This is a genomic window from Pseudomonas thivervalensis (assembly GCF_001269655.1).
GTDB lineage: Bacteria > Pseudomonadota > Gammaproteobacteria > Pseudomonadales > Pseudomonadaceae > Aquipseudomonas > Aquipseudomonas thivervalensis.
In genome coordinates this window covers 219,517-234,631 of sequence record NZ_LHVE01000015.1, presented here as the reverse complement: position 1 = coordinate 234,631, position 15,115 = coordinate 219,517, and the positions used below count along the sequence as shown (strand labels likewise).

General features: G+C 61.0%; 13 protein-coding genes and 1 rRNA gene. 7 read left to right on the top strand and 7 right to left on the bottom strand.

Annotation, left to right across the window (positions count from 1 at the left end; all coding sequences use genetic code 11):
• Positions 1-132 precede the first annotated feature (132 nt).
• The 4 genes from rrf to AD659_RS22560 all read left to right on the top strand — a co-directional run bounded on the left by rrf (position 133) and on the right by AD659_RS22560 (position 3,962).
• Positions 133-248, top strand: a 5S ribosomal RNA gene (gene rrf, locus AD659_RS22575).
• Between the two features lie 148 nt (positions 249-396).
• Positions 397-1,056: a paraquat-inducible protein A gene (locus AD659_RS22570; protein WP_053125238.1), complete on the top strand. Its 660-nt coding sequence runs from the start codon at positions 397-399 to the stop codon at positions 1,054-1,056.
• A complete protein-coding gene (locus tag AD659_RS22565) occupies positions 1,043-1,666 on the top strand; it encodes a paraquat-inducible protein A (RefSeq protein WP_053125236.1) in 624 nt (207 codons plus the stop codon). The genes AD659_RS22570 and AD659_RS22565 overlap by 14 nt, the downstream gene beginning before the upstream one ends.
• Positions 1,659-3,962: a PqiB family protein gene (locus tag AD659_RS22560; protein WP_053125258.1), complete on the top strand. Its 2,304-nt coding sequence runs from the start codon at positions 1,659-1,661 to the stop codon at positions 3,960-3,962. Before AD659_RS22565 ends, AD659_RS22560 begins: the two co-directional genes overlap by 8 nt.
• A gap of 200 nt (positions 3,963-4,162) precedes the next feature.
• Here AD659_RS22560 and mksF read toward each other — a convergent pair whose 3' ends face one another.
• The 3 genes from mksF to mksB are packed head-to-tail and all read right to left on the bottom strand — an operon-like array spanning position 4,163 to position 8,971.
• Positions 4,163-7,003 (bottom strand): Mks condensin complex protein MksF, encoded by a 2,841-nt coding sequence (gene mksF / locus AD659_RS22555; RefSeq protein WP_053125234.1) that lies wholly within the window; start codon positions 7,001-7,003, stop codon positions 4,163-4,165.
• Entirely contained in the window at positions 7,000-7,701 is a 702-nt protein-coding gene (gene mksE, locus AD659_RS22550) for an Mks condensin complex protein MksE (protein ID WP_014340217.1), read from the bottom strand. Before mksE ends, mksF begins: the two co-directional genes overlap by 4 nt.
• The gene (gene mksB, locus AD659_RS22545; RefSeq protein ID WP_053125232.1) at positions 7,691-8,971 is read right to left on the bottom strand and encodes an Mks condensin complex protein MksB; all 1,281 of its coding nucleotides are present in this window, start codon (positions 8,969-8,971) and stop codon (positions 7,691-7,693) included. Before mksB ends, mksE begins: the two co-directional genes overlap by 11 nt.
• Positions 8,972-9,191: 220 nt before the next feature.
• On the opposite strand from mksB, the gene AD659_RS22540 reads away from it, so the two are divergent.
• Positions 9,192-9,932, top strand: a complete 741-nt coding sequence (locus AD659_RS22540; RefSeq protein ID WP_053125230.1) for a hypothetical protein — start codon at positions 9,192-9,194, stop codon at positions 9,930-9,932.
• Positions 9,925-10,377, top strand: coding sequence for a ribosomal protein S18-alanine N-acetyltransferase (rimI, locus tag AD659_RS22535; RefSeq protein WP_047229376.1), 453 nt, complete (start codon positions 9,925-9,927; stop codon positions 10,375-10,377). Before AD659_RS22540 ends, rimI begins: the two co-directional genes overlap by 8 nt.
• Positions 10,378-10,491: 114 nt before the next feature.
• On the opposite strand, the gene AD659_RS22530 is transcribed toward rimI, so the two are convergent.
• Positions 10,492-10,896 carry a hypothetical protein gene (locus AD659_RS22530; RefSeq protein ID WP_053125228.1) on the bottom strand — a complete coding sequence of 135 codons (405 nt, stop codon included), beginning with the start codon at positions 10,894-10,896 and terminating at the stop codon, positions 10,492-10,494.
• Between the two features lie 132 nt (positions 10,897-11,028).
• On the opposite strand from AD659_RS22530, the gene can reads away from it, so the two are divergent.
• The gene (gene can, locus AD659_RS22525) at positions 11,029-11,673 is read left to right on the top strand and encodes a carbonate dehydratase (protein ID WP_003185433.1); all 645 of its coding nucleotides are present in this window, start codon (positions 11,029-11,031) and stop codon (positions 11,671-11,673) included.
• A gap of 10 nt (positions 11,674-11,683) precedes the next feature.
• On the opposite strand, the gene AD659_RS22520 is transcribed toward can, so the two are convergent.
• The 3 genes from AD659_RS22520 to AD659_RS22510 all read right to left on the bottom strand — a co-directional run bounded on the left by AD659_RS22520 (position 11,684) and on the right by AD659_RS22510 (position 15,091).
• Positions 11,684-12,211 carry an SET domain-containing protein gene (locus AD659_RS22520; RefSeq protein ID WP_053125226.1) on the bottom strand — a complete coding sequence of 176 codons (528 nt, stop codon included), beginning with the start codon at positions 12,209-12,211 and terminating at the stop codon, positions 11,684-11,686.
• Positions 12,212-12,389: 178 nt separating this feature from the next.
• The gene (locus AD659_RS22515; RefSeq protein ID WP_053125225.1) at positions 12,390-13,559 is read right to left on the bottom strand and encodes a hypothetical protein; all 1,170 of its coding nucleotides are present in this window, start codon (positions 13,557-13,559) and stop codon (positions 12,390-12,392) included.
• Between the two features lie 113 nt (positions 13,560-13,672).
• Positions 13,673-15,091 carry a short-chain fatty acid transporter gene (locus AD659_RS22510; protein ID WP_053125223.1) on the bottom strand — a complete coding sequence of 473 codons (1,419 nt, stop codon included), beginning with the start codon at positions 15,089-15,091 and terminating at the stop codon, positions 13,673-13,675.
• Between the last annotated feature and the right edge of the window lie 24 nt (positions 15,092-15,115).

Genomic DNA, 15,115 nt, shown 5'->3' with positions numbered 1-15,115 from the left:
AACTCGAAAGAGACCAGATTGCGGTGTGTGAAGACGAAACGAACCGAAAGTTCGAGATACTCACAAGCACCAAACTATCGCATACCCATTCGCTGGCACGTGACCGCAAGGCACGCACCGGCTACCGAATTTCTTGACGACCATAGAGCATTGGAACCACCTGATCCCATCCCGAACTCAGCAGTGAAACGATGCATCGCCGATGGTAGTGTGGGGTTTCCCCATGTGAGAGTAGGTCATCGTCAAGATTAAATTCCGAAACCCCTATCTGCTGATGCAGGTAGGGGTTTTGTTTTGCCCGCAATAAAATTCTGTGAACGCTGATGATAATTTTGCACAGTTATTTTTGAGCCAGAGCACTAGAATAGCCCCACCTTAGCCGAGCCAGAGCTGTTTATGCCCGATCCGTCAGACACTGATAGGTTGTCAGATCTACCCCTGGACGATCTTGTAGCGTGTCATGAATGCGACCTGTTGATGCGCAAGCCCCAACTGGCCCATGGCGAAAAAGCCGAGTGCCCCCGCTGCGGTTATGAGCTTTATGCTCATCGACATAATGTCGTGGAACGCAGTCTTGCCTTGGTGATCGCCGCTCTGCTGTTATATGTGCCGGCTAATTTTTTACCCATCATGCAACTCAATCTGCTCGGACAGTCCTCCCAGGACACCGTTTGGAGTGGCGTGGTCGCCCTGTTCGATACCGGCATGCAGGGCATATCGGCAGTGGTGTTCCTGTGCAGCATGGGCATTCCATTGCTCAAGCTGCTTTGTCAGTTGGCTGTGCTGCTGACCATTCGCTTGAACGTTGGCCGTAGCTACGGTTTGTTGCTGTACCGCATTTATCACCATTTACGCGACTGGGGGATGCTTGAGGTTTACCTCATGGGCGTGCTGGTGGCCATCGTCAAGTTGGCAGACATGGCGGCCATCACCGTAGGCCTTGGCTTGGTGTGCTTCATCAGTTTGTTGCTGGTCCAGGTCTGGCTGGAGGTGGTGATGTCACCGCATCAGATCTGGCAGGCATTATCAGGAGAAGATGCCCATGCGGGCGATTGATGCCGGCATTCTGGTTTGTACGGAATGCCATGAATTGAATCGGCAGGACGCTAAAGCCGATAAACAAACCTGTACTCGCTGCGGCGCGCTGGTCCACCCCCGTCGGCCGAACAGCTTGATGCGGACCTGGGCATTGTTGATCACCGCCGCGATTCTTTATATACCGGCCAATATGCTGCCAATCATGACCATCAACTCGCTGGGCCAGGGCGCCCCGAGCACCATCATGGCCGGCGTTATCGAGTTGGTTCAACACGGCATGATTCCTATCGCCGCCGTGGTGTTCATCGCCAGTATCCTGGTGCCCACCTTCAAACTGGTGGGCATCGCCTTGTTATTGTTTTCCGTGCAGCGGCACCAGCCGATGTCGGCGCGGCAACGCATCCTTATGTACCGTTTCATCGAATTCATTGGGCGTTGGTCGATGCTGGATATTTTCGTGATCGCCATCCTGGTGGCGGTGGTGAATTTTGGGCGACTCGCCAGTGTCGAAGCCGGTCTTGGCGCGATTGCTTTCGCCAGCGTAGTGATTTTGACAATGATTGCCGCAGTAACCTTCGATCCCCGACTGATTTGGGATAACACGGAGTCGGATGACGACCATGACTGATTTGCCTACCGCTAAAACCCGACCGGCTTCGAACTGGTCGGCCATCTGGGTCTTGCCGCTGATTGCATTGATCATCGGCGGCTGGCTCGGCTGGCGGGCTTATAACGAGACCGGAATCGAAATCAATGTACGCTTTGAGAGCGGTGAAGGTATCCAGGTCAACAAAACCGAGGTCGTCTACAAAGGTATGACGGTCGGCAAAGTCAAAGACCTCACGCTCGATGATGAAGGCAGCTCGAAGGGCGTTATCGCAACCATCGAGATGAACAAAGATGTCGGGCAATACCTCAAGAGCGGAACACGCTTCTGGCTGGTCAAGCCGAGTGTGAGCCTCGCCGGGATCACTGGCCTGGAAACCCTGGTATCGGGTAACTACGTGGCGATCAGTCCGGGAGAAGGGGAATCGACGCGCAAGTTCAAGGCTTTGGCCGAAGAGCCGCCGTTGTCGGATTCCAAGCCGGGCTTGCACCTGACCGTCAAGGCTGACCGCTTGGGGTCGCTGGACCGTGGGAGTCCGGTCTTCTACAAGCAGATCCAGGTTGGCCAGGTGAAAAGCTACCTGCTCTCCGAAGACCAGCGCACTGTCGAAATCAAGATCTTCATTGAGCCGACCTACGCCAGCCTGGTGCGCAAACACACGCGTTTCTGGAACGCCAGTGGCATCAGCATCGATGCCAACCTCTCGGGCGTCAAAGTGCGTAGCGAATCCCTGGCCAGCATCGTGGCCGGAGGGATCGCCTTCGCCACGCCGGAGAGCCGCAAGGACAGCCCTCCGACGGACCCAAGCTTGCCGTTCCGCCTTTATGAAGATTTTGATGCGGCGGCAGCGGGCATCCGCGTAAAGGTCAAGCTCAGCGACTTCGAAGGCTTGCAGGCCGGCCGTACACCCGTGATGTACAAAGGCATCCAGGTCGGCAGCCTGAAGACCCTCAAGGTCGATCCGGATCTGGCCAGCGCCACGGCTGAATTGACCCTGGACCCGTTGGCCGAAGACTACCTGGTAACTGGCACGCAGTTCTGGGTCGTGAAGCCGTCGATCTCCCTGGCCGGTATCACCGGCCTGGAAGCCTTGGTCAAGGGCAACTACATTGCCGTGCGACCGGGCGACAAGGGGGGCGCGCCGCAGCGTGAGTACGAAGCCCGAGCAAAGGCGCCGCCGCTAGACCTGCGTTCACCGGGGCTGCACCTGGTCCTGTTGACCGATAACCTCGGATCCCTGGAGGTTGGCAGTCCGATCCTCTACAAACAAGTCAAGGTTGGCTCGGTGCAGAGCTATCAGTTTTCCCGCAAGAAGAAGCAGTTGATCATTGGTGTGCACATCGAGAAGGAATACGAAGGGCTGGTCAACGGCTCGACACGGTTCTGGAACGCCAGTGGGATCACCCTCACGGGCGGTTTGACGGGTGGGATCCAGGTCAAGAGCGAGTCCTTGCAAAGCCTGATGGCCGGCGGGATTGCCTTCGAAACGCCGGAACCCAATGTGCCGCTGAAAAGGCGCATCCCGCGTTTCCGTCTGTTTGCCGATCACGAAGCCGCACAACAACGCGGCACCGTGGTGACGATCAAGGTCGACCGCGCCGATGGCTTGCGCAGCGGTACACCGATCCGTTTCAAAGGGTTGGATGTGGGCAAGATCGAAGGTGTCGACCTCAGCACCGATATGCAATCGGTGTTGCTCACGGCGCGTATTACCGAAGTGCCGGAGCGCATCGCCCGGGTCGGGTCCCAGTTCTGGGTGGTCAAGCCGGAGTTGGGGTTGATGAAGACCTCCAACCTGGAGACGCTGGTCACAGGCCAATACATTGAAGTGCAGCCTTCGGTGAAAAACCTCGGGCCACAGAAAAGCTTCGTGGCCCTGGCCAATCCACCGGAAAGCGCTATACCCGAGGCCGGTCTGAGCCTGGTGCTGAGCGCGGCCCGCCGTGGTTCGTTGAAGATCGGCGTGCCGGTCACCTATCGCGAGATCACGGTGGGCAAGGTCACCGGTTACGAACTGGGCCAGACGGCGGATCGGGTGCTGATCCGTATCCTGATCGAGCCCAAATACGCGCCGCTGGTGCGCAGCGGCACGCGCTTCTGGAACAGCAGCGGCTTCGGTCTGGACTTCGGTCTATTCAAGGGCGCGACGGTGCGCACCGAGTCGCTTGAAACGCTGATCCAGGGCGGCATTGCGTTCGCAACGCCGGATGGCGAGCGAATGGGCAATCCGGCCCGACCGGAGCAGACCTTCCCGCTGTTCGACAAGTTTGAAGATGAATGGCTGACCTGGGCGCCGAAGATCAGTCTGGGTAAGTGATTGGGGTGGCGTTAGCCTGTTCTGATGTCATCGCGAGCAGGCTCGCTCCCACAATGGATGAATGTCGTACTTGATTGCCATGAACGACGCCAAACCTGTGGGAGCGAGCCTGCTCGCGATGGGGCCATCAATAGTATTCGAAATAAAAAAAAGGCCGCGATCCAATGGACCGCGGCCTTTTTTACATCCGGATATTCACATCACACCGAATCCAGCTCCGGCTCGTCGGCCTGTACATTCACCGTGGCCTTCACCGCATCGTGACGACGGATGTATTTCCAGTCCGCTTCGTCAATGTAGATGCCGTTCGGGCCGCTGCCGCCTTCCAGGTCGATGGCGACACTGGCGCAGACTTGCGGCTTCACGCTCGCCAGGATCGGTACGAAGCCCAGTTGCAGGCTGGTTTCCAGCAGTGCGGCCTGGTTTTTCTCGTCGATGTCCGCCGCTTCGTCCAGGTAGTACGGCAAGCGCACGCGGCCGGCCTGTTCGCGGTCCATCAGGTGCAGCAACAAGTACATGTTGGTCAGCGCCTTGATGGTCATGGTGGTGCCGTTGGACGCCGCGCCGTCGATGTCGGTGTGGATCACGGGCTGGCCATTGACCTTGGTGATCTCGAATGCGAGTTCGAACAGGTCCTTGAGGCCGAGCTGGTTGTGGTTCGCCGCCACCAACCGTGCCAGGTATTCCTTGGCTTCTTCGTTCTTGTTGTCCTGCTCGGCGCTCTGGCTGAGGTCGAACACCGACAGCGTCTCGCCTTCTTCGTACTGGCCGGCGCTGTGGATGATCTGGTCAATGTGCTTGAGCGCTTCCTTGTTCGGTGCCAGGACGATACGGAAGCTCTGCAGGTTGGACACCTGGCGCTTGTTGATCTCGCGGTTGAACAGCGCCAGTTGATGCTCGAGGCTGTCGTAGTCGCTGCGGATGTTGCGCAGGGTCCGGGCGATATCGGTCACGGCCGCACGGCGCGCCTTGCCCAGGGTCAGGGCTTCGTCGGTGCGGTGGGCATAGGCGTTGATCAGCAGTTGCAGGCGCCGCTCCATGTCATCTTCGCTGTCGAACTTGGCCACGCCCTTGAGGCGCACCTGGGCATACAGCGCTTCGATCTGGCCATCGACCCGCAACAGGCCTTGCCAACTGTCCTGATAGTCGTTGAGCAGCGGCAGCAGGTTGTCCATGGAATCGTCGACCGGGTCCATGAACGGCGTGCCGAACGGCAGGTCCGCCGGCAGCAACTGACGACGGCGCAGGGCATCGTCGAGGGTGCGTTGCTTGGCTTCCATGTCGGCGATCTGCCGACCCACCAGTTGCAATTTCGCGGACAACTGCTGGACGCGCTCGGTGAAGGCATCGCTGGAGCGCTTGAGCTCGTCCTGGGCGGCTTCCATCTGCGCGAGTTGCTCGAGCTTCTCGCCCTCTTCGGCGCTCAAGGTCTGGGTGCGACGGAAGTCTTCCAAGGCTTTCTGTGCATCGAGGACCTGCTGATACAGTGCTTCGGTCTGGGTCTTGCTCGCGGCGCGGTCGGCGGCCACGGCTTGCTGGGTCTTGAGCTGCTTGAATTCTTTTTCCAGGCGCTCTTTCTGATCGCGCAGCGCGGCGCGGTCGGCCAGGGCTTGCAAGGCCGGCGGCTCGATGTGGGACAGGTCGATGGACAGGCCTGGCACTTCGAAGCGCTCACCCTTGAAGCCGTCGAGGATCAGCTCCATGGATTTGACCCACTCGCCGTTCTCGTCCAGCGCAATACCGTGTTCGCCCAGCGGCAGGCTGAACAGGGCGCTGTTGAACAGGCGCATCAGGCGCTCGACGTCCTGCTGCGAGAATTCTTCCCGCAGGCGGGCGTAGCTGTTGTTGTCGGCGTGATCGAGTTGCTGCTTGACCGACTTCAGGCGTTTTTCCAGGTCCCGCAGGCGCTCTTCCAGGTCTTCGGCGCTGAATTGCCGGGACTGGGCCAGGGCGCCGGCCAGTTCGTCATGGGCGTCCTTGGCGGCGAGCAGTTGCTGCTCCAGCACCTTGACGTCATCCACCAGGGCAAAGCGGTTCTTGAGCACCGACAACTCGCCGATCCAGCGCTGGATGCCGCTGATTTCCCGTTCCAGGCGCATCAGTTCCTGGGTGCCGCCGCGTTGGTCGTTCTGCAGCGAATCCTGCTCGTTGCGGTAGTGTTCGGCCTGGATGGTCAACTCTTCCTTGCGCGCACTGGCGTAGTCCGACCAAGTGCCCAGCAGCGAGTCGAGCAACGGCGAGAGGCGATGCAGTTTGCCACGCAGAATATCGCGCTGCTTCACGCCATTGGCCAGGGCTTCCACCAGCGGACCGGCCGCTACCAGGGAGTTGTAGTCCTGCTCCATGCGTCGTACATCGCGGAAGGCTTCTTCGCACGCAGCAATGTAGTCCACGCTGCCGGAGCGCAGGCTGTGCTCGAACGCGTCGAGGAACAGTTGCTTGAGCTTGGCCGCGGTGATTTCACGCATGTGCAGCAGGTTGATGAACAGTGCGCGGAAGGTCTTGAGGCTTTGCTCGCTAGTGGAGCGTAGCGGGATCAGCGTCAGGTCCAGGGGGATCGAGGTGTGGCCACCCACCAACAGGCGTCGCAGTTCATCGGGTTTGAGCTCGTAGGCTTTCAGGCCTTCGCGTTCCAGGTTGGTGAACAGCTCTTTCTGCCGCAGGCAGGTGTCGTTTTTCTGATAGTGGGCCAGGTCCAGTTTGCCGGCATAGGCAAAGAACTGGTGACCGAAACCGCCGCCAGGGCCGCGACCGACCACGCCAATCACGTGCGGGCCGTGGGGCAGGGCGACTTCCACCAGGATGTAGCTGGTGTCCGAGGCAAAGTAGAAGCGCCGGGATTGCTCCAGGCTGTACTTGCCGAAGCTCATGTCCGACATGCGCGCCAGGATCGGGAACTGCAAAGCGTTGATCGAGGCGGATTTACCCAGGTTGTTCGCGCCGTACACCGACAGCGGTTCTTCCAGCGGGAACAAACCGAGGCTGTAGCCGGCGGTGTTCAAAAGGGCAAAGCGGCGGATGCCGTAGCGTTCCTTGCTCATGCGTCGGTCTCCTGTTCTTCGGCAATGGCGCGGGCCAGGGCGTCTTCTTCGCTTTCACCTTCGAATTCGCTGAGGTCCAGCGGATCATCGGTCTGCAGCAGTTTTTCGTCGCTGTCTTCGTCGATCAATACCGGTGCCGGCAATGGCAGCACGCTGTGCAGGCTGGCAGCCAGGTCGCGGTCCTGCTGGACCGACAGGCAAACGTCGAGGAAACGATGCATGGGCGGCAGGAAGCGGTACACGCCGTTCTCTTCGCTGGCAAAACCCAGTTGGGTCATGCGGCGCATGATTTTTTCTTCCAGTTCTTCCTGGGTCTGTACTTCGGCCTGGATGAACAGGTCGCGGTATTTTTCCAGCAACGAAGGCAGCTCGTCGCGGCCCAGGCTGCCGCCGTCGAGCACGGCGATCGGGTCGCGGCCCTGGTCAGCCAGGTGCTCGACGAGGATGAAAGTGAACAGGGCCAGGCGCTGGGCGGTCTTGTTCACCGCGGCGGCGGCCAGGTCCGGCACGAAGTAGTAGAAACCACGGGTGTCGCACACCAGCTCGAAGCCCAGGGCCTTGAACAGGGTGCGGTATTGGTCCTGGAAGTTCGACAGTTGCGCGTACAGCTCAGGGTCACGGCGGCTGACGTGATAGCCCTTGAACAGCTCGCGGAAGATCGGCGCCAGCTGGGACAGTTCGGATAGATCAAGATGCATGGGGGATGCTCGCAGAATCCTCGGCGGCGGTGTCGCCGGCCGAGAGCAGGGCGAAGGAGCGCAGGCTGACCTGATGCTCGTGAGTGTGGTATTCGCGGCGTTCCAGACGCTCGCGCTTGAAGCGTTTTTCCCGCGACAGGCGCGAGAACCAGTACAGCAATTCGTCGGTGGCGCCGTCCGGCTCCTGCTCCAGCAGCCAGGTCATCAAGTCCGGCATCGGCAGGGCATCTTCGCAGCGCTCGACCATCTCGCGCACGGTGCGTGGCGCACGCGGCGCTTCGCCACCCTTGTGAGTCTTGTGGGACTTGGGGAAACGCGCCGGTTTCGGCTCGAAGCGGGCCAGGGCATAGACATAGGCTTCGACCTGGCTGGCGCTGCCCAGGAAGGTGCTTTGTGGCCGGGTGAACAGCGGCATGGCGGCTTGCGGCACGGCGTCGATGCCTTTGCGGCGAATGGCCGCCAGGGCCAGGGCGGCGCCACGGGTCACGGCGTTGTGGCGGCGAGCCTCTTCACGCAGCGGCAGGAGCAGCTCACGGGCATGTCGCAGGGTCAGTTGGGCGCTGGTCTGCATCTCCAGGATGCGCGCGTGGGTGCGCAGCAGCATGTCGTCGTCCACCAGGTGGCCGAGGCGCTGCTGTTCGGTGAGCATGCGCAACAGCACGTTCTCGACCTTGCGCACGCCTTGCTCGAAGGCGCCGTCGGCGTTCACCAACTGGATCATCGGCTCAACGTATTCGTCCCAGGTCGCCAGCACTTCGGCGTAGCGCTGGCGCAGCGGGATCTGTCGGTCACTGGTCTTGGCCCGTTCGGCCACGGCCACAAGGGCCTGTTCATCGTTGGCGAGTTTCTTCAGGACATCGCGCACGCGCATGTCCAGCAGGCGCAACTGGCGGGCCAGGTCGTTGCCGTCGCGCACATCGAAGGCGTCCTGGATGTAGCCGGCCAGGCGCTCGAGGTGGCGCAGGTAGGCTTCGATTTCCAGGCACAGGCCCAGGCGGTGCTCGCGGCGCAGGTAGGCGAGGAAATCATGGATCTGGGCATTGAGTTCGAAGCGGTTCGGGCTTTTCGCCACCGGTACGAGGATGTCCAGGCGGATCCACACGTCCAGCAGACTGGTGATGTCCTGGGGCGTGCTGTCCAATTGTTGGGCGGCCAGCTGTGAACGCAGTTCGTTGAGGCTCAGGGTGCCCTGGTCGAAGTGCTCGCACAAAGGTTCCAGCAATGCCCAGTGTTCAGCGAGGGCGCGCAAGACGCGCTTGGGTTCGATCATCGCAATGGCCGTCGGGTTGGCAATTAAAAGCGGCGATTGTACTGCATAGGGCCGGTTGCGATTCACCCCTTGGACGGACTGTCGTCGTGTATTGAGCAACTAATCAAGCGACAGGGAAGCGATCCGCGTAGAAGGGCGGTAGAATCGCTTCCACTTTCAGTTATCCACAAGTGGCCGACCCTTGCTTATCGAGTCCCGCCGCCGCGCCTATCTGACCGCCATGCAGGTGGTCAACTGGCTGCCGCGTACCGAATTGCCGTTCGCCGCCCCGTCGCGGCCCGAACTGCTGGAAACGCCCGAGCCCGAGTACGTCGCGCCGGTCGTGACGGCGCCTGTGGCCAAGACGGTCGCCGAGCCGCCAGCGCCAGCCTCCGAGCGACCAAAAATCGAAGTGCCGCGCCCGAGTCTGGCCTCGACCCGCACCAATGCCAAGGTGGTGGAGGAGGTGGTCGAGGCGCCGCCCAAGGCCTCCTATGTCGCCCCGCCGCGTTTCGCCCTGCAATTGCTGCGGGCCGGGCGTTGCCTGCTGTTGGTGGAGTTGCCCACGGGCGAGCCGTTTCAAAGCCGCGATCCGGCCTACCTGCTGCTCAAGGACATGCTGCGCGCCGCCGGTCTGCCGGACAGTCCGCAGATCATTGGCGAACCGGTACGCTGGCCGCTGTTGTCACGCGGCACCATGGACCAAGGGCCTGAAGCGGCACGGGATTTCGTCCAGGGCTTCGTTTCGGCGCGCCTCGAAGACGCGCCCTGCGTGTGCCTGTGGCTGATCGGCCTGCCGGCGGTGAAGTTTGCCGGCGAGGCGGATGCCGAAGCGTTCAATCGCGAACTGCAGGTCGAAGGCCTGGGCTCGGCCTGGGCGTTGCCCGGGCTGGAACTGTTAATGGAAACGCCACAGCGCAAGGCTGATGTCTGGCAAGCCATGCGCCGGCTGATGGCGCGTTGGAAAGAATCGAATGAGTGACGCTGTATCGTTCCGCCCGATGACCGAGGCGGACCTCGACGCTGTACTGAAAATCGAATACGCGGCCTACAGCCACCCCTGGACCCGGGGAATATTTCTCGACGGGCTGGGCAAATACCAGATCTGGTTGATGTTCGAAGGCCAGCAGCAAGTGGGCCACGGGGTGGTGCAGATCATCCTGGACGAGGCGCACCTGCTCAACATCACCGTCAAGCCGGAAAACCAGGGCCGCGGCCTGGGCTTGCGTCTGCTGGAACACCTGATGTCGATTGCCTACAAGGCCGAAGCCCGGGAATGCTTCCTGGAAGTGCGCGACAGCAATCGGACGGCGTTCCGGTTGTATGAGCGCTATGGCTTCAACGAAGTGGGCCGGCGCCGGGATTACTACCCGGCGGTGGGGGGGCGCGAGGATGCGGTGGTCATGGCGTGTACCTTGGTGGATTGAACGGCCACGACTCTCTGTGGGAGCGGGCTTGCTCGCGATGGCTTCGGCACATCCGACATTTGATACAGGCTGACCCACCGCTTTCGCGAGCAGGCTCGCTCCCACAGGGTCGGGTTAGCGCTTGCCATCCAGCGGATCGATATCGGCCATTTCCGCTTCGTCCAACCCACCGCCTCCGCCAATGTCGTTTTCATGCACGACACTCAGGTCCCAATCCGCCTGCTCGTCGTCGCCGGCCTCGGAGGCGTCCCGGGCGCCGTCTTCGCGGATGAGGGTTTCCGGGCTCATGTCGTCGTCAGTCGATTGGTGATCATCCGTCGAGGCGCCTGTCATGCCCGCTTCACGCACGCGTTCACGAGGCATCAGCTGTTCGCGCTCGTCTTTCGGCAGTTCGTCGCCGATCTTCGCGCTGGGCTGTTCGTCGTCGAACTCCAACTCATGCATCGAGCCCATGCGATCCTCGTTGTCGTCGATGGGTTCCGGTTGCGTCGCATCGAAGGGGCGTCGTGAATCATTCATGGCAATTCCTCATACTGTGGGCCTTACTGGTGTCGACCGGCAGCGCAGCCAGGAATTCCAATGCGTCGCCGACGTGACCTCGACCGGCGGTCGTCTGTCACAGTTGCGCACTCTCTATCGAGGCTGGACAGCATGAACGAATTACAAGATCTGATTGATAACAACGCGCGCTGGGCCGATGCGATCAAGCAGGAGGATCCTGACTTCTTCGCCAAGCTGGCTCGTCAGCAAACCCCCGAGTACCTGTGGATCGGCTGTTCCGATGCGCGGGTGCCGGCCAACGAGATCGTCGGCATGCTGCCGGGCGATCTGTTCGTACACCGCAACGTGGCCAACGTGGTGCTGCACACGGACCTCAATTGCCTGTCGGTGATCCAATACGCCGTGGACGTGCTCAAGGTCAAACACATCCTGGTCACCGGCCATTACGGCTGTGGCGGTGTGCGGGCCTCGATGCAGGACCGCCAACTGGGCCTGATCGACGGCTGGCTGCGCTCGATTCGCGACCTGTACTACGAGCATCGCGAAGCGTTGGGTCAGTTGCCGACCGAAGAGGAACGGGTCGACCGCCTGTGCGAACTCAACGTGATCCAGCAGGTGGCCAACGTGGGCCATACCAGCATCGTGCAGAACGCCTGGCACCGTGGGCAGAAACTGTCGATTCATGGCTGCATCTACGGTATCAAGGACGGACGCTGGAAGAGCCTGGACACCACGATCAGCGGTTTCGAGCAATTGCCGCCGCAGTATCGGCTGCGTCCGGTCGGCGCGCCCTGAGGCCGGATCGTCAGTCGCGGTGACATTGACGACGCCAGTGCCGTAGAAAGGTCATTCCCTGCTCATTGGGCGGTTCGTCATAGCCGGTAATCCAGCCATGACAGTTGTACGAACCGCACCGGCAGGCGAACTGTCGGTACAGTTTCTGTTCGGTACTGGCGTAGTCCATCGTCAGGCAGTCACCTTCATCGATACGAGCCAGTGACCACAGCCACAGCTCGCTCATGTCGAGGAACACGTTCGGGTTGCAGGAGTGCAGCAGCAATCCGGCGAAGCGTGGGTCATACATGTGCACGTCCGGCAGGATCTGCAACGTGTGCAGGCGCCGTCGGCTCACCAGCAACCCCGAAACCCTGCACATCCGCGTCATGGGCGCGAATGGCTTGCGGGCGATGATGCCGTTGCCGCGTCCGTCGGTCGTCTGGTGTACTTCAAAGTCGCGCGCAGAAGGGTAGCCCAGGCGGGTGCTGAGTTGTTTTTCCGGGTAGATGCAGTCCCGGCGCTGTGAACAGGCGCTATCGCGGGTGAGCAGGCTCATGACAGTCCCTGTCGGTGGTTGACATTCGACTTTCTGACGCTGGCGATCCTGCCGGCGGTTGTAAAAAAACCTGGATAGCTTCGCTCAAGTCGGGGGCGTCATCTACTGTCAACTCTGACAGTAGCCAAAGGCGCTTTCCGACGTCAGCATGCGCTGACGCGGGAAAGCGCCGCGAGGTTTACACCGCTTCGGCAGGCAGCGGCATAGGCACCTTCAGTTGTGGAAGTTGCGACTTGATCGCCGGTGTTTCGCATTTTTTCGTTGCGTCTTCCTCGCTCAGCTTACGAACCGAGGTGTAGAACAACTCGCAGGTCTTTTCCTTTTGCGTGACCTGCCAGGTTTGCGTGCATTGGTTCAGCAAGGTGCTCGGGTCGGTGCCTGGCTTGCTGCCCATGCCGGCCTGCCAGCAGGCGGCACTCAGGTCCTGGCCCATGACTTTCAAGCCGGCGGCATCCGCCTTGGCTTCGTCACCGTCGTAGCTGTCTTTGTCGGCGGCATACCAGATGTAGCTCGGATGGTTGGAGCCCAGGACCGGAACCTTGACCCCGCTGCCGGTAGTGATGCTTGCCAGGCCGAGTACATTCACGGTCGGGCCGTACTGGGTCTTGATCCAATTGCGCACAGGGGCACCGAAGGCCACCATCGGCAATGCGGCGCCGCTGGCGGTTTGGGTGATCTGCGTGACCATGGTGGTCTGGTAATCGTTGAAGTAGCTGTAGAGCCCCTCCAAGGTGCTACCGGCATTGGACGGTGCCGCGATAGGCGCGATGTCGATGATGGTCTGGTAGGCCGGTGTCTGTTCAACGGCAATGCCGTTGGCGGTCAGCAGCGTGGCCCAGCGATCGGTGGTCGCCGACTCCAGGTAATCCTGGGCCTGGGTCAGGGAGTAATCCGGCGGGAAGTGCAGCAACTCGACACTCTTGCGATTTTCCAGGGCCATGCCCAGCGGCAGGAACAGGTACCAGTTATAGGACCATTTCTTGTCGCTGTTGAGTTTCGAGGCACCGTTGTACGCCAGGTCCCCGGCGTCGAGCAGCGCCTTCAGCGGTTGGCCGTAGCTCTTCGGCACCCCATCGATGCTGGCATAGACCTTGTCGTTGTCGATTTTGACCTCGACCTTGGCCGTGGCGTAGCCGTCGCGCTGTACGCTTTGGGTCAGGTAGTGCTCGACGGTCTGCTCCAGGGTCCAGTCGCGAAAACAAATGACGTTGCAGTTGTTGGGGTAGGCGAAGAGGCGGGTAACGCGCTCGGTGCTGCCCAGCTGTACGTCGATGTGGGTGGTGTCGGCGGCGTGGACGGTGGCGCTCAGGGCGAGGGCGGCAAGAGGAAGTACGGCGAGTTTGAACATGCTCAGATCCTTTTCAGCGTGAGGGACCCTCAAAAGCAGGGCGTATCCATACTGAAACAGACCGAGCCGAAGAAGAAGTGGGCCGATGGAAATATCGGCCCTTTTTTATGGCTTTATGGCATCACTGGCGGCAAATAGGTCAATGTCGTCCCGAGCGCCCACAGCAGCGCCAGCACCAACGGCGTATGCACCAGCAACTGCACGAAGGAAAAGCCGATCAAGTCCCTGGCCTTCAGCCCTAGCACCCCCAGCAACGGCAGCATGTAGAACGGATTGATGAGGTTCGGCAGCGCTTCGGCGGCGTTGTAGATCTGCACGGCCCAGCCCAGGTGATAGTTCAGGTCGTTGGCCACCTGCATGACGTAGGGCGCTTCGATGATCCACTTGCCGCCGCCGGAAGGAATGAAAAAGCCCAGCACCGCCGAATAGACGCCCATCAGCAAGGCGTAGGTGTCATGGGAAGCGATCTGGACGAAAAAGGTCGAGATATGGTGGGCCAGGGTCTGGGCATCGCTGCCCTTGACCGTGGTCAGCAGCGCGGCGATCGAGCCGTACAACGGAAACTGGATCAACACGCCCGTGGTGGTCGGCACCGCGCGGGCCACGGCATCCAGAAAGCTGCGTGGCCGCCAGTGCAGCAAGGCGCCCAGCATGATGAACAGGAAGTTATACGTGTTGAGCCCGGAAATGGCACTGATCGCAGGCTTGGTCGAAAACTCGTGGAACAGCCAGCCGGCGGCCAGCAGCACGAGGGCGATGGTCAGCAGCGGACTGTGCTCCAGCCATTCTCCCGGGCGGGTACGGGGCTGCAATGCCGGCATGCTGAAACTCGGGTCGATCCCGCAAGCGGCGGCGTCACGGGCGCTGTTGGGGCCGGGAGCGGTGGCGTAGGCGACAATCAATGAGATCACGATCAGCGCCAGCAGCATCACGCCAGACTGCCAGAGAAAAATGGTCTGGGTGAAAGGAATGACGCCAGTAATCGACAGGATCGACGGCGGAAGGCTGGCCGGGTTGGCCTGCAATTGCGCCGCAGACGAAGACAACCCCAACGCCCACACCGCGCCCAGGCCCAGGTACGCGGCGGCGCCAGCGGCGCGGTAATCCATCTTCAGGTCGGTGCGCCGGGCGAGGGCGCGCACCAGCAAACCGCCAAATACCAACGACAGGCCCCAGTTGAGCAGCGACGCAACCATGGAAATCAGGGCCACCCACGCCACTGCGGAGCGACCGTTGGTCGGAATGCGTGCCAGGCGATCAATCAGTTTGACGGCGGGCGGCGAGCTGGCGACCACATAGCCGCCAATCACCACGAAGGCCATCTGCATGGTGAACGGGATCAGGCTCCAGAAGCCATCGCCGAACGCCATGGCCGCTGCCGTGGGTGTGGCGCCGATGAATTGCGTCGCCACGGCGACCACCAGCACCGCCAGCGCGGCGAAGACCCAGGAGTCGGGGAACCAGCGCTCGGCGAAGCTGGAGCAGCGCAAGGCAAAGCGGGCGGAACGGCTGTCTTCGATGTCGGTGGTCACGGCAATTACCTCGTTTTTATGGTT